This window comes from Paraburkholderia sp. C35 (assembly GCF_003121405.1).
Taxonomy (GTDB): Bacteria; Pseudomonadota; Gammaproteobacteria; order Burkholderiales; family Burkholderiaceae; genus Paraburkholderia.
On record NZ_QBUY01000003.1, the window covers coordinates 161,749 to 181,482 of the forward strand.

20 protein-coding genes and 2 pseudogenes are annotated in these 19,734 nt (G+C 61.4%); 15 read left to right on the forward strand and 7 right to left on the reverse strand.

All coding sequences use genetic code 11. From position 1 onward, the window contains the following. Nucleotides 1-229: 229 nt before the first annotated feature. Entirely contained in the window at nucleotides 230-541 is a 312-nt protein-coding gene (locus tag DK391_RS03160) for a DUF4148 domain-containing protein (RefSeq protein WP_109476537.1), read from the reverse strand. 205 nt (nucleotides 542-746) lie between these two features. Here DK391_RS03160 and DK391_RS03165 point away from each other — a divergent pair, with 205 nt between their 5' ends. Further along, nucleotides 747-1,796 carry an asparaginase gene (locus DK391_RS03165; RefSeq protein WP_109476538.1) on the forward strand — a complete coding sequence of 350 codons (1,050 nt, stop codon included), beginning with the start codon at nucleotides 747-749 and terminating at the stop codon, nucleotides 1,794-1,796. A 6-nt stretch (nucleotides 1,797-1,802) separates the two neighbouring features. On the opposite strand, the gene DK391_RS03170 is transcribed toward DK391_RS03165, so the two are convergent. Then, nucleotides 1,803-2,063, reverse strand: a complete 261-nt coding sequence (locus DK391_RS03170) for a hypothetical protein (protein WP_109476539.1) — start codon at nucleotides 2,061-2,063, stop codon at nucleotides 1,803-1,805. 269 nt (nucleotides 2,064-2,332) lie between these two features. Between DK391_RS03170 and DK391_RS03175 the strand changes: the two genes are divergently transcribed. Continuing rightward, entirely contained in the window at nucleotides 2,333-3,061 is a 729-nt protein-coding gene (locus DK391_RS03175; RefSeq protein ID WP_109476540.1) for a FadR/GntR family transcriptional regulator, read from the forward strand. A 51-nt stretch (nucleotides 3,062-3,112) separates the two neighbouring features. Here DK391_RS03175 and DK391_RS03180 read toward each other — a convergent pair whose 3' ends face one another. Beyond that, entirely contained in the window at nucleotides 3,113-4,855 is a 1,743-nt protein-coding gene (locus tag DK391_RS03180; protein ID WP_109476541.1) for an IlvD/Edd family dehydratase, read from the reverse strand. 472 nt (nucleotides 4,856-5,327) lie between these two features. Between DK391_RS03180 and DK391_RS03185 the strand changes: the two genes are divergently transcribed. From DK391_RS03185 to araH, 4 genes are all read left to right on the forward strand, one after another. Further along, entirely contained in the window at nucleotides 5,328-6,257 is a 930-nt protein-coding gene (locus tag DK391_RS03185; protein WP_109476542.1) for a Gfo/Idh/MocA family oxidoreductase, read from the forward strand. Between the two features lie 93 nt (nucleotides 6,258-6,350). Next, a complete protein-coding gene (locus DK391_RS03190) occupies nucleotides 6,351-7,355 on the forward strand; it encodes an arabinose ABC transporter substrate-binding protein (protein ID WP_109476543.1) in 1,005 nt (334 codons plus the stop codon). A gap of 25 nt (nucleotides 7,356-7,380) precedes the next feature. After that, the gene (gene araG, locus DK391_RS03195) at nucleotides 7,381-8,949 is read left to right on the forward strand and encodes an L-arabinose ABC transporter ATP-binding protein AraG (protein WP_239482686.1); all 1,569 of its coding nucleotides are present in this window, start codon (nucleotides 7,381-7,383) and stop codon (nucleotides 8,947-8,949) included. Between the two features lie 47 nt (nucleotides 8,950-8,996). Further along, entirely contained in the window at nucleotides 8,997-10,013 is a 1,017-nt protein-coding gene (gene araH, locus DK391_RS03200; RefSeq protein ID WP_109476545.1) for an L-arabinose ABC transporter permease AraH, read from the forward strand. A 53-nt stretch (nucleotides 10,014-10,066) separates the two neighbouring features. On the opposite strand, the gene tssJ is transcribed toward araH, so the two are convergent. The 3 genes and pseudogenes from tssJ to tssF form a co-directional block, all read right to left on the reverse strand. After that, nucleotides 10,067-10,672, reverse strand: coding sequence for a type VI secretion system lipoprotein TssJ (tssJ, locus tag DK391_RS03205; protein ID WP_109476546.1), 606 nt, complete (start codon nucleotides 10,670-10,672; stop codon nucleotides 10,067-10,069). 32 nt (nucleotides 10,673-10,704) lie between these two features. Further along, nucleotides 10,705-11,673 (reverse strand): type VI secretion system baseplate subunit TssG, encoded by a 969-nt coding sequence (gene tssG, locus DK391_RS03210; protein ID WP_204117280.1) that lies wholly within the window; start codon nucleotides 11,671-11,673, stop codon nucleotides 10,705-10,707. A 95-nt stretch (nucleotides 11,674-11,768) separates the two neighbouring features. Further along, nucleotides 11,769-12,818 (reverse strand): annotated as a pseudogene (tssF, locus tag DK391_RS03215) (type VI secretion system baseplate subunit TssF); the annotation flags it as partial. Between tssF and DK391_RS03220 the strand changes: the two are divergent. The 3 genes and pseudogenes from DK391_RS03220 to DK391_RS03230 all read left to right on the forward strand — a co-directional run. Beyond that, nucleotides 12,817-13,590: pseudogene (locus DK391_RS03220) on the forward strand (AAA family ATPase); the annotation flags it as partial. The pseudogenes tssF and DK391_RS03220 sit on opposite strands and share 2 nt — an antisense overlap. Continuing rightward, nucleotides 13,587-14,021 (forward strand): type VI secretion system baseplate subunit TssE, encoded by a 435-nt coding sequence (gene tssE, locus DK391_RS03225; RefSeq protein WP_109476549.1) that lies wholly within the window; start codon nucleotides 13,587-13,589, stop codon nucleotides 14,019-14,021. The pseudogene DK391_RS03220 and the gene tssE, both read left to right, overlap by 4 nt. A 73-nt stretch (nucleotides 14,022-14,094) precedes the next feature. Next, nucleotides 14,095-15,045 carry an IclR family transcriptional regulator gene (locus tag DK391_RS03230; RefSeq protein ID WP_109476550.1) on the forward strand — a complete coding sequence of 317 codons (951 nt, stop codon included), beginning with the start codon at nucleotides 14,095-14,097 and terminating at the stop codon, nucleotides 15,043-15,045. A 72-nt stretch (nucleotides 15,046-15,117) separates the two neighbouring features. Here the strand turns inward: DK391_RS03230 and DK391_RS03235 are convergent, their stop codons facing one another. After that, nucleotides 15,118-16,191, reverse strand: coding sequence for a porin (locus tag DK391_RS03235; RefSeq protein ID WP_109476551.1), 1,074 nt, complete (start codon nucleotides 16,189-16,191; stop codon nucleotides 15,118-15,120). Between DK391_RS03235 and DK391_RS44090 the strand changes: the two genes are divergently transcribed. From DK391_RS44090 to DK391_RS03260, 6 genes are all read left to right on the forward strand, one after another. Next, nucleotides 16,178-16,558 (forward strand): hypothetical protein, encoded by a 381-nt coding sequence (locus tag DK391_RS44090; RefSeq protein WP_162600660.1) that lies wholly within the window; start codon nucleotides 16,178-16,180, stop codon nucleotides 16,556-16,558. The genes DK391_RS03235 and DK391_RS44090 overlap by 14 nt on opposite strands. Before the next feature lie 75 nt (nucleotides 16,559-16,633). Beyond that, a complete protein-coding gene (locus DK391_RS03240; RefSeq protein ID WP_109476552.1) occupies nucleotides 16,634-16,951 on the forward strand; it encodes a non-heme iron oxygenase ferredoxin subunit in 318 nt (105 codons plus the stop codon). 1 nt (nucleotide 16,952) lies between these two features. Beyond that, a complete protein-coding gene (locus tag DK391_RS03245; RefSeq protein ID WP_109476553.1) occupies nucleotides 16,953-17,264 on the forward strand; it encodes a recombinase-like helix-turn-helix domain-containing protein in 312 nt (103 codons plus the stop codon). 41 nt (nucleotides 17,265-17,305) lie between these two features. Then, nucleotides 17,306-18,394 carry an aromatic ring-hydroxylating dioxygenase subunit alpha gene (locus DK391_RS03250; RefSeq protein ID WP_109476554.1) on the forward strand — a complete coding sequence of 363 codons (1,089 nt, stop codon included), beginning with the start codon at nucleotides 17,306-17,308 and terminating at the stop codon, nucleotides 18,392-18,394. Next, complete coding sequence (locus DK391_RS03255) at nucleotides 18,387-19,145, forward strand: SDR family oxidoreductase (RefSeq protein ID WP_109476555.1); 759 nt, start codon at nucleotides 18,387-18,389, stop codon at nucleotides 19,143-19,145. Before DK391_RS03250 ends, DK391_RS03255 begins: the two co-directional genes overlap by 8 nt. 35 nt (nucleotides 19,146-19,180) lie before the next feature. Further along, nucleotides 19,181-19,720, forward strand: coding sequence for a cupin domain-containing protein (locus DK391_RS03260; protein WP_109476556.1), 540 nt, complete (start codon nucleotides 19,181-19,183; stop codon nucleotides 19,718-19,720). Nucleotides 19,721-19,734: the final 14 nt, after the last annotated feature.

Sequence of the window (19,734 nt, forward strand, 5' to 3'; positions counted from 1 at the left end):
ATTCGTTGTATGGACAAGCGTTGGCAGTATCACACAGCGTCAGGCGTTCGTGTAACTGGACGCTGAAGGGGCGCGGCCGGCGAGGCGGACGGCAGGAAGGGAGCGCTTATAGAGCGCGATGTGGAAGAGCGCCTGGCAGCGCGCTTCGAACAGGATGAAGCCAGTCAGCAGAACGAGACCGCACGCATCGATTGTCTGCGTGCGGCCCCACCCAATTTACGATGCAAGCTTATTGGCCCGTACCCTGTCCGATACCGGCTTTTTTCTGCGCGTCCTGCAGATCCTGCGGGTAGTTCTGATCGTTCGCGCGGCCCGGCTGGTAGCCCGCGTCTTCGAGCTTCTTCAGTTCTGCGTTCTTCTTGGCGCGCGCTTCCTTGCGCGCCTGCTTGCGCTGCGCCTTGGTCGGCTTCGCGGCGGACGCGGCCATGCCAGCGGCATCCGTGCCGCCGGACGTGTCGTTCTGCGCGAACGCAGGCGCAGCCGCGCCGATACCCAGCGCGGCCGAGGCGAAGAGGACGATCAGTTTTTGGGTGAGTTGCATGGCTGTTCTCCTGTTGTAAAAGTTATGCGATCGATTCCGCTTGCGCGGCCTGAGTCGGACGAATCCGGCGCGTGCAGCGTGCGCCGGTCAATCCAATGTACTCGACACGCACGTATTGCGCCTGGCAGGGTTGTAGAATCCGCGGGCATGTCTGCCCTATCCGTGCTGTATCCGCAGACCGAACCGAATACGAAAGGAGACCCGCATGTCCGTTGCTGCAACCGTTTATCGCGGCGATGTCGTCGAGAACACGCATATCGCCCATGTGGCCGTCGTCGATACGGACGGCACGCTGCTGGCTTCGTGCGGCGAGCCGTCGCGGCTCACGCTGGCCCGGTCGGCGGCGAAGCCGGCTCAGGCGCTCGCCGTCGTTGAAACGGGCGCGCTGGAACGCTTCCGTTTCGACGATGCCGACCTCGCGCTGATGTGCGGCTCACATAGCAGCGAGGCGCGGCATATCGAACGCGCGCGCAGCATGCTCGAGAAAGCGCAGGCCAGCGAGGCCGATTTGCGTTGCGGCGGCCATCCCCCCATTTCGGATGCCGTGTATCGCGACTGGATCAAGCGCGATTTCATTCCAGGCGCCGTGTGCAGCAACTGCTCGGGCAAACACGCCGGCATGCTCGCAGGTGCGCGCGCGCTGGGCCTGGCGCTCGCTGATTACCATCTGCCTGAGCATCCGTTGCAGGCGCTCGTGAAGCGCACGCTTGCCGAGGCGTGCGATCTGTCCGAAGCGCAAGTGCAATGGGCTACCGACGGCTGCAATCTGCCCACGCCGGCTTTCCCGCTTGACCATCTGGCGCGTCTCTACATGAAGCTCGCACGTGCCGCCGATGGGCATGTATCGTCGGATACGAAACGCGATGCGGCACTCGCGCATATCTATCGCGCGATGACGTCGCATCCGGAAATGGTCGCGGGAGAAGGGCGTTTCTGCACGCTGCTGATGGGCGCAGCCAACGGCGCGCTGGTCGGCAAGCTCGGCGCGGAAGCGAGCTATGCGATTGGCGTGCGTGCATCGGCGCAAACGGCGAAGCTCGGCGCAAAGGGTGCGCTCGGCATCGCGGTGAAGGTGGAAGACGGCAACGTGGCGATGCTCTATGCGATCGTCGCCGATCTGCTGACGAAGCTCGACATCGGCGACGAGGTCACACATCGCGCGCTCGATGGCTTCCGGCTGCGCACCATGCGCAACACGGCCGGTCTGGCAACGGGCCGCGTCGAAGTGGCCGTGCCGCTCGTCAAGGCGCGCTGAGCACGCCTAGCTCGACGACTGGCTGTCGCTGCTGTTGCCGTTGTCGTTATCGTCAGGTGCGTCGAACATTGCCTGACATTTCGGCGACAGCTTGTCGTAGTGTTGCTTCATGCACGCCTCGATCTTCTCCTTGTTCGGGATATGGATCGCGCAGAACTTGATGGCGTCGTGCTTGCAGGCCTTGGTTTGCTCATCGCGCGTGGCGGCCGTTCCGACGTTCGCCGCCGCCACGCACGCAACAAGCAGAAGTAGCGGTTTGAGCTTCATTGCCGTGGTCCATGTCGAAGTGAATGCGCGGTTGTCCAGGCTGCGTTTCGTGTAGCTTCGAGTAAAGCAGCCCATTCAACGGCAATCAAGCAAAAAACGAACCCAACGCGGCGCAACGTACGCATCAGCACATCACGGCAGCGCCATAATGATGGTGCGTGGTGCTTCGTCAAAGCGGAAGGCGGTGCATGCGCCCCATGCTATGCTTGCACAGCCCGCCAAGGGAACGGTACAGCTATCCGCATTCGCACGGCCACAACAAATACATCATGGACTACCGGCATCTTCAGAAACGCAAAAGCCTGCATGCGCGGATCGTGCAGGAACTCGGTATCGAGATCGTCAGCGGCAGGCTGGTGCCGGGCGAACGCCTGCCCGCCGAAGCGACACTTTGTGAGAAGTATGGCGTGAGCCGCCCGGTGCTGCGCGAAGCGACGCGCGTGCTGGTCGCCAAAGGGCTGGTCATTTCGAAGCCGCGCGTGGGCAGCGTAGTGCGGCCGCGCGAGGAATGGCACATGCTCGATCCCGATGTGCTCTACTGGACCCTCAACAGCATTCCCGAAGGTGAATTCTTCCTGTCGCTGATGACGGTGCGCCGCATCATCGAACCGGCTGCGGCAGCGCTCGCTGCCACGGCCGCTACGGACGAAGACCTCGAACGCATCGGCTCGGCCTACGACCGCATGGAGCACGCGCAAAGTGCCGGCGATCTGCTCGAACCTGACCTCGAGTTTCACCGCGCGATCATGGCTGCAACGCACAACGACATGCTCGCGTATATCGGCAACATGATGTCGCTGGCGTTGACGGAATCGATCAAGCTGACGAGCCGCCATCCCGATACCCACGCGCTCTCGCTGCCGCGCCACAAGGCTATCCTCACCGCGATCCAGAATCGCGACGCCTTGGCAGCCCGTCAGGCCAGTCTCGTGCAGCTTGAAAATGCACGCGCCGACGCCGACAGGATTCTCGGCATCGGCGCGCACAGCCTGACCTGATTCGCCACGCGCCGCGTGACGGCGCGTTCTGTCGCCTGATAACTCAGTGCTTCAATGCGAATGCGCGGGCACGTCCGCGCCGCGGCAACCCACCAGAAAGTCGAAATCGCAGCCCTGATCGGCCTGCATCACATGGTCGATGTAGAGGTTGCGGTAGCCGCTCGCATCGGCGGGATTGCGTTGCTGCGACTCCTTCCATTCGGCGAGGCGCGCAGTCATCTCCTTCTCGTCGATATCGACATGCAGGCGGCCTGCATCGCAATCCAGCTCGATCCAGTCGCCGTTGCGCACGACAGCCAGCGGACCACCCGCGCGCGCTTCCGGTGCGACGTGCAGCACGACGGTGCCATATGCCGTGCCGCTCATGCGGGCGTCCGACACCCGCACCATGTCCGTCACGCCTTGCGCGAGCAGCTTGGGCGGCAAGCCCATGTTGCCGACTTCGGCCATGCCCGGATAGCCCTTTGGCCCGCAGTTTTTCATCACCAGCACCGAGTCTGCCGTGACGTCGAGTTCGGGATCGGCGATGCGCTTCTTGTAGTCGTCGAAGTTCTCGAATACCACGGCGCGGCCGCGGTGTTTCAGCAATGCAGGCGTCGCCGCGGATGGCTTGAGCACCGCGCCATTCGGTGCGAGATTGCCGCGCAGCACACACAGGCCGCCGTCTTCGCGCAGCGGCTTGTCGAGCGGACGGATCACTTCGTCGTTATAGAGCGGCGCGTCGATACAGTTCTCCCACAGCGTCTTGCCGTTCGCCGTGAGCGCATCGGGATGCGGCAACAGGTTCGCTTCGCCGAGTCTGCGCAGCACAGCAGGCAGACCGCCTGCGTAATAGAACTCCTCCATTAGAAAGCGCCCTGACGGCTGCAGATCGACAAGCGTCGGCGTGCCGCGTCCGATGCGCGTCCAGTCGTCGAGTTCGAGATTCACGCCGATGCGTCCCGCAATCGCTTTCAGGTGAATCGCCGCATTGGTCGATCCGCCGATTGCCGCATTCGCACGGATTGCGTTTTCGAACGCTTCGCGTGTGAGCAGCTTCGAAAGCCGCACATCCTGCAACGCCATCTCGACGATGCGCATGCCGGACAGATGCGCGAGCACATAGCGGCGCGCATCGACAGCGGGAATCGCCGCGTTGTGCGGCAGCGTGACGCCGAGCGCTTCGGCCATGCAGGCCATCGTCGATGCCGTGCCCATCGTGTTGCAGGTGCCTGCAGAACGCGACATGCCCGCTTCTGCCGACATGAATTCGTGAATCGAAATCTTGCCCGCTTTCACCTGCTCGCTCAGTTGCCACACCACCGTGCCCGAGCCGATGTCGCGTCCTTCATGTTTGCCGTTGAGCATCGGCCCGCCGCTCACGACGATCGCGGGCACGTCGCAACTCGCGGCGCCCATCAGCAGCGCGGGCGTGGTCTTGTCACAACCGGCAAGCAGCACGACGGCATCGATAGGGTTGCCGCGAATCGACTCTTCAACATCCATGCTCGCGAGATTGCGCGTGAACATGGCCGTGGGCCGAAGGTTCGACTCGCCGTTCGAGAACACCGGGAACTCGACGGGAAAGCCGCCCGCTTCATACACGCCACGCTTCACATGTTCCGCGAGCTTGCGAAAGTGCGCGTTGCACGGCGTGAGTTCGGACCACGTATTGCAGATGCCGATGATCGGCTTGCCATCGAATTCGTGATCGGGGATGCCCTGATTTTTCATCCAGCTGCGGTACATGAAGCCGTTCTTGTCGGCGGTGCCGAACCAGGCGGCGGAGCGCAGTTTGCGGGGTTGGTCGCTCATGGTGTCTCGTTCGATATTGTCTAAATATAGTAATACTATATGCGCCGTATGCGCCGATGTCCAATGGGGTTTACAGGCAAACTTTTGAAAAACCCATCTTCAGCAGAATGTCTTAAATAGCGGGTACGTATTGCACTGTAATACGTCTGGCTCGGGACTGATAGAGACAAATAGAATGACTTTTTAGTGGTGTGCATGGGGGAAAGTACTAATCACAAGCCACTCTCGTCACGCATATAGTTTGGCTAATTCGTCGGTAGGGGTATCGGCTTACCAGTTGGCGGCGTGCTGAAAATGAGGAGTCTCAAATAGTGGCAATGTCGGGCAAACGTGACTTCGCTTCACATACTGAGCAGATCGATTCCGTGTCGAACGCCACTTGCATCGATCCATGCGAACTCGTGCGCGCATTGAATGCGCTTGCGTTACGCTGAGGCCGCTAACAATCCGTTAGTCCCTCGAAGCTCACTATATGAACAACAGACTCTCTATCGGCATCGTCGGCGTGGGCAAGATCGCGCGCGACCAGCATCTCCCCGCTATCGCCGCGCTCGACGGCTTCGAGCTTGTTGCGTGTGCGAGCCGCAATGCGAGCGTCGACGGCGTGCGCAACTACAAGACCATCGAAGAGATGCTTGCGGCCGAGCCGCAGCTCGATGCGATCTCGCTGTGCGCGACACCGCAAGTGCGCTTCGATCAGGCGCGCGTGGCGCTCGAAGCGGGCAAGCATGTGATGCTCGAAAAGCCGCCTGGCGCGAGCGTGCACGAAGTGGACGTATTGCGTTCGATGGCGAAGCACGCGGGCCGCACGCTGTTCGCGACATGGCATTCGCGTTATGCACCTGCAGTCGAAACGGCGCGTGCATGGCTCGCGTCGCGCACGTTGCAGGAAGTGCAGGTGCGCTGGAAAGAAGACGTGCGCCGCTGGCATCCGGGTCAGGCGTGGATCTGGACGCCGGGCGGACTCGGTGTGTTCGATCCGGGCATCAACGCGCTGTCGATCATCACGCACATGCTGCCGCGTGAAGTGATCCTGCGTGAAGCGACGCTCTCGGTGCCCGCCAACGTGCAAACGCCTATCGCCGCCGACCTCGATTTCATCGACGAAGCAGGCGTGCCCGTGCGCGCCGAATTCGACTGGCGTCATGGTCCCGTCGAGCAATGGGAAATCGTCGTGAAGACCACGGACGGCGATCTGCATCTGAGCGAAGGCGGCAAGAAGCTGGCGATCGCTGGCAAGCCCGTCGATGTCGGCCCTGAGCGCGAGTATCCGTCGCTGTATGAACGGTTCCACTGGCTGATCACACATGGCGAGCACGACGTGGACGTGCGTCCGCTGCGACTGGTCGCCGATGCTTTCCTGCTTGGCCGTCGTCACGAGGTCGAGCCGTTTCACGACTAGAGCCTGAGAGAACGCGGGCCTGGTCGTCCCTTTAGACCTGTTTAGCGTTGATTCGAACAACCATAAGCAACGACCTGATCCAAGGAGACAAGCATGACCCGCAAGCTTCGACGCCTCACGTTGTCCGCGATGGCGGCCGCATTACTGGCCGCGCCGTTCGCCATGCAGATGACCGCGCACGCGGACGCGCCGCTGAAAATCGGCGTGCTCGTGAAGATGCCCGAACAGGCATGGTTCATCAACGAGCAGAAGGCGGCGACCGCTTTGGGCGCGAAGGAAGGCTTTTCGGTGGTGAACATCGGCGCGCCTGACGGCGAGAAGGTGCTGGCGGCCATCGACAACCTCGGCGCACAGGGCGCGCAAGGCTTCGTGATCTGCCCGCCCGACGTGCGTCTCGGGCCGGCGATTCAGGCGCGTGCAAAGCGCTACAACATGAAGTTCGTGACCGTCGACGATCAACTCGTCGACTCGACGGGCAAGCCGCTCGCGGGCGTGCCGCACCTTGGCATGTCGGCATTCAAGATCGGCAATCAGGTTGGCCAGGCGATCACCGACGAAATGAAGAAGCGCGGCTGGAAGCCGGAAGAAGTCGGCGCGATCCGCATCACCGACTACGAACTGCCGACGGCCAGGCTGCGCACCGACGGCGCAACGGAATCGCTGCTCGCGAACGGCTTCAAGAAGGACAACATCTTCGACGCGCCGCAAAAGACCACCGACGCCGAAGGCGGCTTCAACGCAGCGTCGCCCGTGCTGTCGAAGCATCCGAACATCAAGAAGTGGGTGATCTTCGCGGTGAACGAAGAGACCGTGCTGGGCGGCGTGCGTGCCACCGAGCAGCTTCATATTCCCGGCTCGGATGTGATCGGCGTCGGCATCAACGGTGCAGGCGAAGCGTTCGCTGAGTTCCAGAAGAAGGAACCGACGGGCTTCTACGGCACGATCGCGGTCAGCTCGACGAATCACGGCAAGCAGAGCACGCAGAACCTCGTCGACTGGATCAAGTCGGGCAAGACGCCGCCTGCTGACACGCAGACCACGGGCAAGCTGATGACGCGCGAAAACTGGAAGGACGTGCGTACGGAACTCGGAATCTGAAGCAGCAGAACGGATGCGAAACACGATGAACGCGAATGACGCCGCCAGCGCCACGCAGTCCACCCGCGCAACTTACGTCGCACCTTCGGATCAACCGCTGACGGCGTCCGCCACGCATCTCGAACTCGACGGCATCACCGTCGCGTTTCCGGGCGTGGTGGCGCTCGACAACGTGTCGTTCGAAGTGCGCGGCGGTGAAGTGCACGGCCTGATGGGCGAGAACGGCGCAGGCAAATCGACGCTGCTGAAAGTGCTGTCGGGCGTGAACCAGACGCAGGCGGGCGCATTGCGCCTTGCCGGCGTCGAGCACAGGTTCACGACCACCAAAGCCGCGATCGAGGCGGGCATCGCGATCATCTATCAGGAACTGCATCTCGTGCCCGAGCTGACGGTGGCAGAAAACCTGATGCTCGGGCAGTTGCCGAACCGCTTCGGCGTGCTCGACGAGAAGTCGCTCGTCAAGCGGGCGATGACGGAACTGGAGCGTCTCGGCGAGTCGATCGATCCGCACATGCAGGTGAAGAACCTGTCGATCGGCCAGCGTCAGATGATAGAAATCGGCAAGGCGCTGATGCGCGATGCGCGCGTGATCGCCTTCGACGAACCGACCAGTTCATTGTCCGCACGCGAAACGGAACGGCTCTTCAAGATCATCAATGCACTGCGCGCGCAAGGGCGCGCGGTGATTTACGTCACGCACCGGATGGACGAGGTCTACGAACTGTGCGACCGCGTCACGGTATTCCGCGACGGTCGCCGCATCGAGACGTTTGATTCGGTTGCGGACCTGGATCGTGATCGTCTCATCAGTTGCATGGTGGGCCGCTCGATCCGCGATGTGTATGGATACCGTCCGCGCGAAGCGGGCGACGTGCAGCTTGAAGCGAAACAGTTGATGGGGCCGGGGCTGTCCGCTCCGGTCTCCTTCACTGCGCGCAAGGGTGAGATTGTCGGCTTCTTCGGACTGGTGGGCGCCGGGCGTTCCGAGTTGATGAAGCTGCTCTATGGCGCGACGCAGCCGACGCAAGGACACGTCGAACTCAATGGCAAGCGCGTGTCGTTCGCGACGCCGCGCGATGCCGTGCGCGCAGGCATTGCGCTATGCCCGGAAGATCGCAAGCAGGAAGGCATCGTCGCGATTGCGTCCGTGGCCGACAACCTGAACATCAGCGCGCGGCGGCATTTCAGTCCGTTGAGCTTCCTGTTGAACGGCAAGCGCGAACGCGACCTGACCCGCGAATACATCGACAAGCTGTCGATCAAGACGCGCAACACGGAAACCGTGATCGGCACGTTGTCGGGCGGCAACCAGCAGAAAGTGATTCTGTCGCGCTGGCTCGCGGAGCGCATCGACGTGTTTCTGCTCGACGAGCCGACGCGTGGTATCGACGTCGGCGCACGCGCGGAAATCTACGAACTGCTGTACGACCTCGCGGAAGCAGGACGCACGGTGATCGTCGTATCGAGCGATCTGGCGGAAGTGATCGGCATTGCGGACCGCGTGCTGGTGATGAAGGAAGGGCGCATCGTCGGCGATCTGCCGAAAGCGCAGGCCACGCCCGATCAGCTGATCAAACTTGCTTTGCCGCAGTAAGCAGCGCGTGCAACAGCGCACCACGTAGACCACGGAACTGGAAGCCCATGCAAACACCGAGCACCCGTCCGGCGACCGAGCCGGCCGCCAGCCACGTCGCATCGCCAGGCGCGGTCGCGCGCGCGGCGCGCACGGGGGATCTGATCAACAAGTCGGGCATCGTGCTGGTGTTCGGCCTTCTGTTCGCGGTGCTGTCGTTCGCGGGGCCCGACTTTCTGACGACACGCAACATGCAGGGCCTGCTGCTCTCGGTGACGTTGATCGGTTCGATCTCCGTGACGATGATGTTCGTGCTGGCGCTCGGAGAAGTGGATCTCTCCGTCGCATCGATCGTGGCGTTTTCGGGCGTCGTGGCTTCGACGCTGATTACCGTGACGCATAGCGTGTGGCTCGGCGTGGCGGCGGGCGTGCTCGCGGGCGGCGCGGTTGGCCTCGTGAATGGTCTGCTGATCGCGCGCTACAAGATCAATTCGCTGATCGTCACGCTCGCGATGATGGAAGTGGTGCGCGGCCTCGCGTTCATCACGTCGAACGGCGATGCCGTGATGATCTCGGAAGAGAGTTTCTTCGATCTCGGTGGCGGTTCGTTCCTCGGCATTTCGTATCCGATCTGGAGCAATATCGTTGGGTTCGTGCTGTTTGGTTTCCTGCTGCGCAAGACGGTGTTTGGCAAGAACGTGCTGGCTGTGGGTGGCAATAGCGAAGCGGCGTTGCTGGCGGGGTTGCCTGTTACGCGTATCAAGATCACGGTGTTCGTGCTGCAGGGCCTGGTGACGGGTTTTGCTGGCGTCATGCTCGCGGCGCGGATGAGTCTCGGCGATCCGAAGACTTCGGTTGGTCTCGAACTCGGCGTGATTGCGGCTTGCGTGCTGGGCGGCGTGTCGCTGACAGGTGGCGTCGCGACGATCTCTGGCGTGCTGGTGGGCGTGCTGATCATGGGCTCGGTGCAGGACGCGATGAGCCTCCTGAATGTGCCGACGTTTTATCAGTATCTGATTCGTGGTGGGATTCTGTTGCTGGCGGTGCTGTTCGATCAGTTTCGGCGGAGCAAGCGGCGGGTTTGATTTGGGCGCTTATCGGAAGATGTAATGCTGACGATTCCGGCCGAACCCACGTCTTATGCTTTCGGCGCGGTCGCAGCTGGTGCACTGGCTGCATTCGGTGCACTCTGCTGCGGCGCGTCGCGCTTAACGGGTTCAGGCTTTGCGTCAACGAGTTCCATCACGTTGCCGCGCACGACGATCTTCACAGGGTCAGTCTTCTTCCACTGCTTTTTCGGCACCAGTAGCTTCCACGTCGAGTCCCGGTCCGGATTGCGGAAGAATGCGACCACGCCAACATACTGTGCGTCTTCCTGCATCGGCTCACTGATGCTCGCGCTCGCGTTGGGACGTAACACGACATCGCGCGTTGCAAGCAGATCGGCTTTCAGCGCGTTGAGATCGTCGGTTTGCAATTGCGCGTACTCCAGTTGCTGGAAGCTCTGCGCATCCTTCAACTGATACAGGCGCACAACCGTCGATAGCGATTGCCCTGCTGCGTTTTCATTCAACGACGCACGGCTGACGAGATCGACGCTCATCGTTTTTACCTGCGTCGTGAAGACCCATTTGGCTGCATCGACGGTGCTGTCGGACACTGCCTGAGTCAGTCCGCAGCCGGCCAGCGTCAGTGCAGTCAATGTCAGTGCGCTCATGCCGAGCGCGTTCATCTTGTTGTTCATGGTTTTCGGCGTTGTTTGTTGTGTTCTGCGGATCACGGTATCGACGTACCATCGTTGCTGTTGCCCGTCCAGACACCCAGTTGCACGCGCGTACGGCCACCGTGACGGCTCAACGCCTCAGTGCCTGGCAGGCGCGTCGTGAAGCCGAGCCGCAAATCGCTCGTATTGATCTTCTGTGCCGGCATCAGATCGGGCGAGACCTGCATCTCGAGATGCGCCTGCGCCTCGTAGCCGAGGTAGAACCGCAACAACGTCATCACTTCGCGATGTGCGTGATGGCCTGGAAGCAATGCGAGCACGGACTCGCGTGTTTGCGGCGTGAGTGTGATGCGCACGCTGTTGCTTCTGTCATGAAAGCCACGACCCAGCAGACACGCTTCGCCGAGCGCTGCCCGTTGATCACTGCGCACGGCGATCCAGACGGGATGAAACTCATCGACGTCGACCTGCGTATCCGGCACTGCGTGACGCAGAATGCCCGCCAGCCCTTCAGCCGTGCGTGTCTTCTGACCTGCGAGGCCGAGCATCGACAGCAGTTTGCGCGGACCGACCCTGCGCGCAATGTCAGGCGTGCCGATGCCGAGTCCCGCGTAGCTGAGCAGATACTGCGAAATGTCATCTGCGCCATCTTTTCTGAAACCGGCCGGATAGCGATACTTGCGCCACACGCGGTAGTACTGCGTAACGATCCGGTGATGGAACAGATCGAGAAAGCCGGCGAGCGGCTCGGCGCCTTCGCGGTTCTGCGCAATCTCATCGGCAAAGTACGACGGCATGCGCGCATCGACGCCATAGAGGCCGAGAAAGGTGGTGACGACGGCTGGCGGTTTCGTTGGATCGTCGGCGTTGATTTCGGTCGCGTCGATTTCCCGGCGGGGGAACCCAAACCGGCCGTGCGAGCGAAAACGAACAGGCTCGTCTTTCGGCGAATCCGTCGTGCCAAGCGGCGACCGATCAGGCGCTGTCAACTCGATGAGCTGGCAGAAGCGGAAGAAATTCATCTGCGACGCGTGATCGAGCAATGCGGACAGCAGCGGTCGACCGGGCTCGCTCACCTCGTTATTGACCGCGTATGGAAACGCGTCATGCCGGTGGTTCAAAGCGGTGCTCCCTGGCCCTTGGTGTCCGGCCATTCGATGCGCCGGCCTGTCGGTTGCGAGACGATCACGAGCCTCGTGTAGAGGTTGAGCGAGGCATAGAGCCCGAGAAAGCGGTTCAACATGCCGCCGAACAGTTCGAGATCGCCATCGCCGGCAAAGCGGCTGCTGTCGATGGTCACGACGATCTCGACACCGCGTTGCAGGCCGCCGCGCACCAGTTTCTGCAGCAGGTGATGCTGAACATCGGTGATTGCGTCGATACGCCGCCGGTTCAGTTCGCCGTCCGTCCAGTCGTAGAGCGCGAGACTGCCGCGCAAGATCTCTGCGTTGAGCAGCGACAGATAATTCGGCGCGAGATGCGATAGCACGCGCCACTGAAAGCGGTCGCCAGTCGGCGGATAGACGGGCAATGTCGGCGCGCACAGATTGCGCACGGCGCCAATGTTCGTAAAACCGCCGCGCATGCGCGTGATGCCTGCTTCGCGTAGCGCTTTGCGCGGCAGCATGCCATTGGTGCCCGTCACCGAGAGCGATAGCGTTTCCTTTGGAAGCGTGTCGGCACGCTCCCATGCATGGCCGCCGAGCACCAGCCACGTGTCCAGCCGTCCTGCCGGCCCGCGCCGCACGCGGGTGTGAAAGTAACGCTCAGGCATTTCATGGCGCAGCATGCCGCCGCGATGTCGAAACGCCGCGAACGGAACATATTCGAAGCGCTGACCTGTGCCTGCTTCGAAACCCTGCACGGAATCGACCGAATAGACTTCGACGTTCGCGCCGTATTGCTCGCGAGCGTTCACGCGGTATTCGGTCTCGAACTGCGTGACGGTGACGGGCGCGGCTTCGAGTGCGAACAGATTGATGATCGGCGTGCAGTAGAGGCGAAGGTTATCGGCGTTGAAGCGCATGTCGTCGGGATACGCCTGGGCCGTGACGATCTCGACGTCGACGTGCGTAGCGGCAGCGGGGATTGCCTGGATGTCGAGACCGAGCAGATCGACAAACATGAACTTCTCGGGAAACGTGAAGTATTCGAGCAGCAATTGATATCAGGAAGCGCATACCGTTTCCCAACTCAAAGGCTCGCCGCCGGGCTATGTCGGCTACGGCCAGGGCGGGGTGCTGACGGAAGCCGTGCGCCAGCGTCCATACAGTGTGATCCTGCTGGACGAGGTCGAGAAGGCACACCGCGACGTGCTGAATCTGTTCTATCAGGTATTCGATCGCGGCTTCATGCGTGATGGCGAAGGCCGCATCATCGACTTTCGTAACACCGTCATTCTGATGACGTCGAATCTCGCTAGCGCGCAGATCGCCTCTGCTGCTGAGCTCCCGCACAGCACTGCCGATGAGCCCGCGCAAGACACTGACGATATGACGCGTGCCAACGGCGCGCCTGTCAATGACGCGGCGTTGATGGAAATCATCCGTCCCACGTTGCTGCAGCACTTTCAGCCCGCGCTGCTCGCACGTTTTCAAACGGTGATCTATCGGCCTCTTTCCGACGCCGCGCTCGCCGCCATTGTTCGCATGAAGCTCGACAAGGTAGCGCAGCGGATCGCGAAACGGTTCGATGCGGTACTGGTCTGTGAGACCACGTTAATCGATGAAATGGTTGGGGCTTGCAGAACGCCGGACTCGGGCGCCCGGAATATCGATAGCCTGCTCGATCAGCAGATTCTGCCCGTGCTCTCGCGTGAGTTGCTGTTGCGTTCAGCTCAAGGCAAACTGCCGGCCACGATACGGTTATCGTCGAGCGAGACGGAAGGCGTGGTCATCGACTTCGAAGACGGACCGCTTCTTCACGAGATTGCCGTATGAGCCATGGCGGCCCCGGACTGTTCGAAATGGTGACCGGGCACTTTGCTAACGGCGCGGCCATCGACGAATTCGACGCACAGACCCAAACGTTTCTGTCCGTTCAGGACAATATCCATCGCATCCTGAATAGCCGTCGCAATGGACTCGCGCATCTGCCGGACTACGGCCTTGCCGATCTGTCCGAGATTTATCGGCATTTGCCTGCATCGGCGCACAAATTGCGACGCGAGATCGAAGCGACGCTGCTCAAATACGAACCACGCCTGTCCAGCATCGAGATCAGTATCGAGGAAACCGATCCCGGCATGCTGTTGAGCTTCACGATGTCGTGTCATCTGCGCAGGCACGGCCTGGTGCGTTTCGGCACGCACTTCGCGCCGGACGGCCGCACCGTGCTGAAGATGTTGAACCGGGACATCGACCGCTACTGATCAGAACGGCGCCCCGCCCACCCCTTCGCGCTATCATCTATCTCTTCCCCGGTTCAAACGACACCAGCCGGACATGGCAAGAGACAACACGACAGGAGCGGGACGCCGGACTGCCGGGCCGCAGGCAACGCGCGCAGCCGCCGACGAAGAAGCCGCGCGCGGCACGGAAAGCATCGAAGGCGCAGCACCAGCCGAATCCGCCGCCGACGAAGCCAGCGGCGCGTCGACTTATCTCGTGCCAGGCCTCGAACGCGGCTTGCGCATTCTTTCCGAGTTCTCGGCGCGCGAACCCGTGCTCGGCGCGCCCGAACTGTCGAAGCGCATCGGCATTCCGCGCACCACGACCTTCCGCCTGCTGCAAACGCTCGAAGCGCTCGGCTTTCTCGAACGTGCGAATGGCGACCGGCATTTCCGGCTCGGCGTCGCGGTGCTGCGGCTCGGCTTCGAGTATCTGAGTTCGCTCGAACTGACCGATTTCGGCACGCCGATTCTCGAAAGGCTGCGCGATCAGACTGGCTTGAGTACGCATCTGCTGATACGCGACGACCGCGACGTGGTGTTCGTCGCGAAGGCGCAAACGCATGATCCGATGTTCAGTTCGGTGAAGGTGCATGTCGGCACGCGGCTGCCTGCGCACGCGACTGTGCACGGTCAGGTGCTGATGGGCGATCTCTCGCTGATGCAACTGCGCCAGCTATACCCCGAGCAGCAGCTAGAACGTTTCACGGACCGCACACCTGCCACTGTCGACGAACTGTATGAGCGCGTGCGCGACACGGCCGCGCAAGGTTACGCGCTCAGCGAGGCATCGTTCGAACGTGGCATTTCCGTGGTCAGCGCGCCCGTGCGCGACCAGACGGGCAAGATCGTCGCGGCGATGACGGTGACCGTGCCGCGTTCCGATATCGGCGACGACGAGCGCGCACCGCTCGTCGCGAAGGTGTGCGGCGCGGCGCTCGATCTGTCGACGCGATTGAATTATCGGCCGTCTGCTGACGATCCGACGCTCGCACATTCACGTTGATCGAGCGTACATAAATAAAAACAGGCGGCCTTTGAGCCGCCTGTTTCGCTTCATACCTGATCAGATCATCGTTCAGAACGAGTGGTGAATGCCCGTCAGCACGATCGCCTGATTGCGGCCGCCCGATACACCCGCCGTGAAGAACGCAGCGTTCGCGTTGTCGTTCGCGTGCTCGTACAGCACGTTCACGTAGACCTGCGTGCTCTTGGACAGCGCATAGATGTCGCCGATTTCGAACTGCGTCCAGCGACGGCCCGCGAGCGTCGTGGTCGCGGCGCCGCCTGCGACAGTGTTGGCCGGCGTGAACTGATAATTCGCGCCCGCGTCCCAGCTTTGATAGGTATCCGAGAAACCGTTCGACTGCAGCTTCACGCGCGTGTACAGCGCATGCAACAGCAGATTCCCAAGCTGATACGACAGACCCGCGCCCATGTTCTCGACCTTGTCGGCGGAATACGTTGCGGCAGCTTCCCCCTGGAAGCTGTTGATGCCCGTCGTGACGATCGACGGCGTGCGGTTGTGCTCGTTCGAATATACGGCGGCGGCCTTGAACGGACCGTTCGCGTAGTTCACGCCGAAGCTCATCGTCTTGCCCGTCGAGAAGTTCGTCGTGTTGCCGAGGCCGAGCATCGCGCCGACTGTGAAGCCCGCGTAGCTGATTGACTTGAACTTCACCGAGTTGTCGTACGGCACGACACCTGTGTCCGCCAGTTCGTCGATGTTGCCGGGGTGAAACGCATACCAGCTTGCTGCGAGATATGCGGTGCTGAGCGGGCCGAGCATGTCGAAGTTGAACGGCGTCTGATGGCCGAGCGTGATCTGCCCAACCTGATCGGAACTGATACCGACATACGCCTGCCGGTTGAACAGCGTGCCCGCCTTCGCGAAGTTGCCCGTGTTCGTATAGAAGCCGTTTTCGAGCTGGAAGATCGCGTGCAGACCGCCACCCAGATCTTCGACGCCGCGCAGACCCCAACGGTCCGGCTGCATGTTGCCCTGTTCTTCCATCCACTTCGTATGGCCGCCGACGTTGCTCACGTAAGCAATGCCGGCATCCAGACTGCCGTACAGCGTGACGCTGCTCTGCGCCCACGCCGTCGATGTCACCACAAGTCCTGCCACGCCGGCAGCGATGATGCGTTTCACCCTTGGTACTCCTGATCGTGTGGTCGAGATCACGGCATGCCGTTTTCTCTTCCTTTGCCTGTCATCTCTCCGGATGGCCTTCTGGTCGACTGCTCTGTTGGCTATCCGCTTTATGTTCCACCTATGGGCATATGTATCGCCTATGGAAAGTATAGTGAGTCAATACGGCGATCAAAAAACTTTTTGCGACGGTGAAAACCCTCATTCATCAGATGGCATCCCGTGCCGTACGCGCGCGTTCTTTATGCGCAGCAAGTCCTTGATTTGGCCCGCATTAGTCGGTCCATCCGTTGCAAAAACGCTGCTGTCGGTGTTTTCCCTGGAAGCGCAGAATTTTTATTTTGTCCGTCCAAACATGTTCCTATAATGACCATACATAAACTGATGTTCCTTAGATGGAACGTCAAGGCGAACGGAACAGGTTGGTCGGAGAAGGTGAGATATGAGTGAACAGTGGCTTTGCGCCGGACACGCCGGTGCGCTTTCCGAAGACTCGCCCGTCGAATTCAAGCTCGACGACGGCAAGGAAATCGGCATCTACAAGGTGGGCGACGAGCTTTACGCCCTCGAGAACGTCTGCCCGCATGCGTATGCGCTGCTGACGCAAGGCTTTATCGACGGCGACACGGTCGAATGTCCGCTGCACGAAGCCGTTTTCCATATCCCGACTGGCAAATGCATGAAAGAGCCGGGCGGCCGCGACCTGAAGACGTACTCCGTGCGCCTCGCGGGTGAAGAAATCCAGATCAAGGTGGAATGACATGAAAGAAGCTGTCGTGAACTTCAATCCCTTCCTGAAGCCGTGGCTCGCGCCGCAGCCGAACAACGTCGCGGGCAAGGGCGTGATCGAAAAGCCGGGCGAAACGGACAACATGATCTGGCAGACGCGCAAAGCCGAGCCGACGCAGTACGAGAACGACTTCGGCGATGCGCTGGAACAGGTGTTCGAAGCAGGCGCCGCCGAGTTGCATGAAGTGGTGGCAGGCCTGAACAGGATCGGCTTCCGCACGCCGGATGGCGCGCAGTGGAGCGAAGAGCGTCTCGCCGCGGAACTGCGGCTGCTTGCCGAATAAGCGCAACGCGTCCACGACCCAAGCGAACACGGAGTTTCTTCATGACGTCCCTCAATACAACGACCCCCGCAGCCGATCCGATCCAGGCCTATCTGGATCGCGGCATCAAGAACTACTGGTATCCCGTCGCGCCGAGCTGGCAAGTTGGCAATGCGCCTATCGGCCTCACGCGTCTGAGCGATCAGATCGTGCTGTGGCGCGATCAGGAAGGCAAAGTTCACGCGCTCGAAGACCGCTGCCCCCACCGCGGCGCGCGTCTGTCGCTTGGCTGGAATCTCGGCAATCGCGTCGCGTGCTGGTATCACGGCATCGAAGTGGAGGGCTCGGGCACGGTGCAGTCGGTGCCGGCCGTGTCGGCCTGTCCGCTCGAAGGCCAGAAGTGCGTGAAGTCGTATCCCGTCGAAGAGCACGCAGGCGCGATCTTCCTGTGGTTCGGCGACGATGCACATAAAGAACCGACGCCGCTCTCGCTGCCCGAAGAACTGGTCGGCGCGGAGTACTCGCAGTTTCTGTGCGTGTCGAACTGGAAGTGCAACTATCAGTACGCGATCGACAACGTGATGGACCCGATGCACGGCGCGTATCTGCACGCGACGTCGCATTCGATGGCCGAAGGCGACAAGCAGGCCGACATGCGCGTGCGCAAAACAGAGTCCGGCCTCATGTTCGAAAAGGTCGGTCAGCGCGACGTGAATTTCGACTGGGTTGAACTCGGCGAAACGGGCGGCCTGTGGATGCGCCTCGCGATTCCGTACAAAAAGAAGTTCGGCCCCGGCGGCAGCTTCGGAATTATCGGTTTTGCAGTGCCGGTCGATAACGACAACTGCCAGGTCTACTTCTGGCGCACGCGCAAGGTGAGCGGCTGGCAGCGCGATGCATGGCGCTTTCTGTATCGCAATCGTCTGGAAGGTCTGCATTGGGCGGTGCTGGAGCAAGACCGCTATGTGCTCGAAAGCCTCGCTCCGAATGCACGCGATCACGAGTTCCTCTATCAGCACGATGTCGGCATGACGCGCGTGCGTCGCATGCTGCGTCAACGCGCGCAACAGCATTTCGCCGATCTCGACGCATTCAAGGCGAAGCAGGCGGAAGCGGCCGCGCAGGCATCGACGGGGCACGCTCATGCCTGACGTCACGCTCTCCGGCCTGAACGGGCGGCGTGTCGTCGTAACGGGCGGCGCGCGCGGCCTTGGCGCAGCGTTCATCGAAGCGCTCGCCAAGGCAGACACGCAAGTCGTGTTCGGCGATGTCCTCGAGGCAGAAGGTCGCGCGCTCGCAGAGAAGCTCGGCGCGAACGTGCACTTCGTCGCGCTCGATCTCGCGAATCCTGAAAGCATCGCGGCGTTCGTCGAACAGGCCGCACAGAAGATGGGCGGCATCGACGCGTTGATCAACAACGCTGCAATCACCAACTCGGGCGGCCGCTTCGCAGAAGAGTTGACCACGCAAACGTGGGACGCGGTGATGAACGTCAACGTGCGCGGCACATGGCTGATGTGCACGGCAGCGCTGCCGCATCTGCGTGACTCGAAGCGCGGCGCAATCGTGAACATCGCATCCGATACGGCGATGTGGGGTGCGCCGAAACTGCTCGCTTACGTTGCCAGCAAGGGCGCAGTGATTTCGATGACGCGCTCGCTCGCGCGCGAATTCGGTGCGCACGGCATCACGGTGAATGCGATTGCGCCGGGCCTCACGGAAGTCGAAGCCACTGCCTACGTGCCCGCTGAACGCCACGAGTATTACCTCAAAGGCCGCGCACTGACGCGCCCGCAGGTGCCCGACGACGTCACGGGCCCGGTGCTGTTCCTGCTGACGGATGCCGCCCGCTTCGTGACGGGCCAGTTGCTGCCCGTGAACGGCGGCTTCGTGATGAATTGACCTTGCTCGAACGAGCGAACCACATGGAGAAAACAATGGCCGACGCCGATCTCGAACGCAAATCGTGGGACCAACCCGCCGACGCGAGTTTCGAACAATGGCTGGATTCACGTGTCGCGCGCTTCGAAACGCGCCGCTACGACTGGGACGCTTTGAAGTTCCAGGCCGACTACGACCCGAAGTATCGCCGCGCGCAAATGCGTTATGTCGGCACGGGCGGCACGGGTGTCGCCAAAGATATGAACACGGTGCCTGCTGGCGGCTTCACGTTTTCGACGATGGTGATTCCCGCCGGCAACATCGGTCCGAGCCACATTCACACCGACGTCGAAGAAATCTTCTTCGTGCTGCGCGGCAAGATGAAAGTGATCTGCGAGCGCGATGGCGAAACGTGGGAAGCCGTGCTCGGCGAGCGCGATCTGATCTCGGTGCCGCCGGGCGTGTATCGCACGGAAATCAACATCGGTGAAGAAGACGCGTTGATGTGCGTGATGCTCGGTGCGCCGAAGCCGATCACGCCGACGTATCCGCCCGATTCGCCGCTCGCGAAGATCAAGCGCGATCTCGCGAAGTAAATCCGCTGCAACGA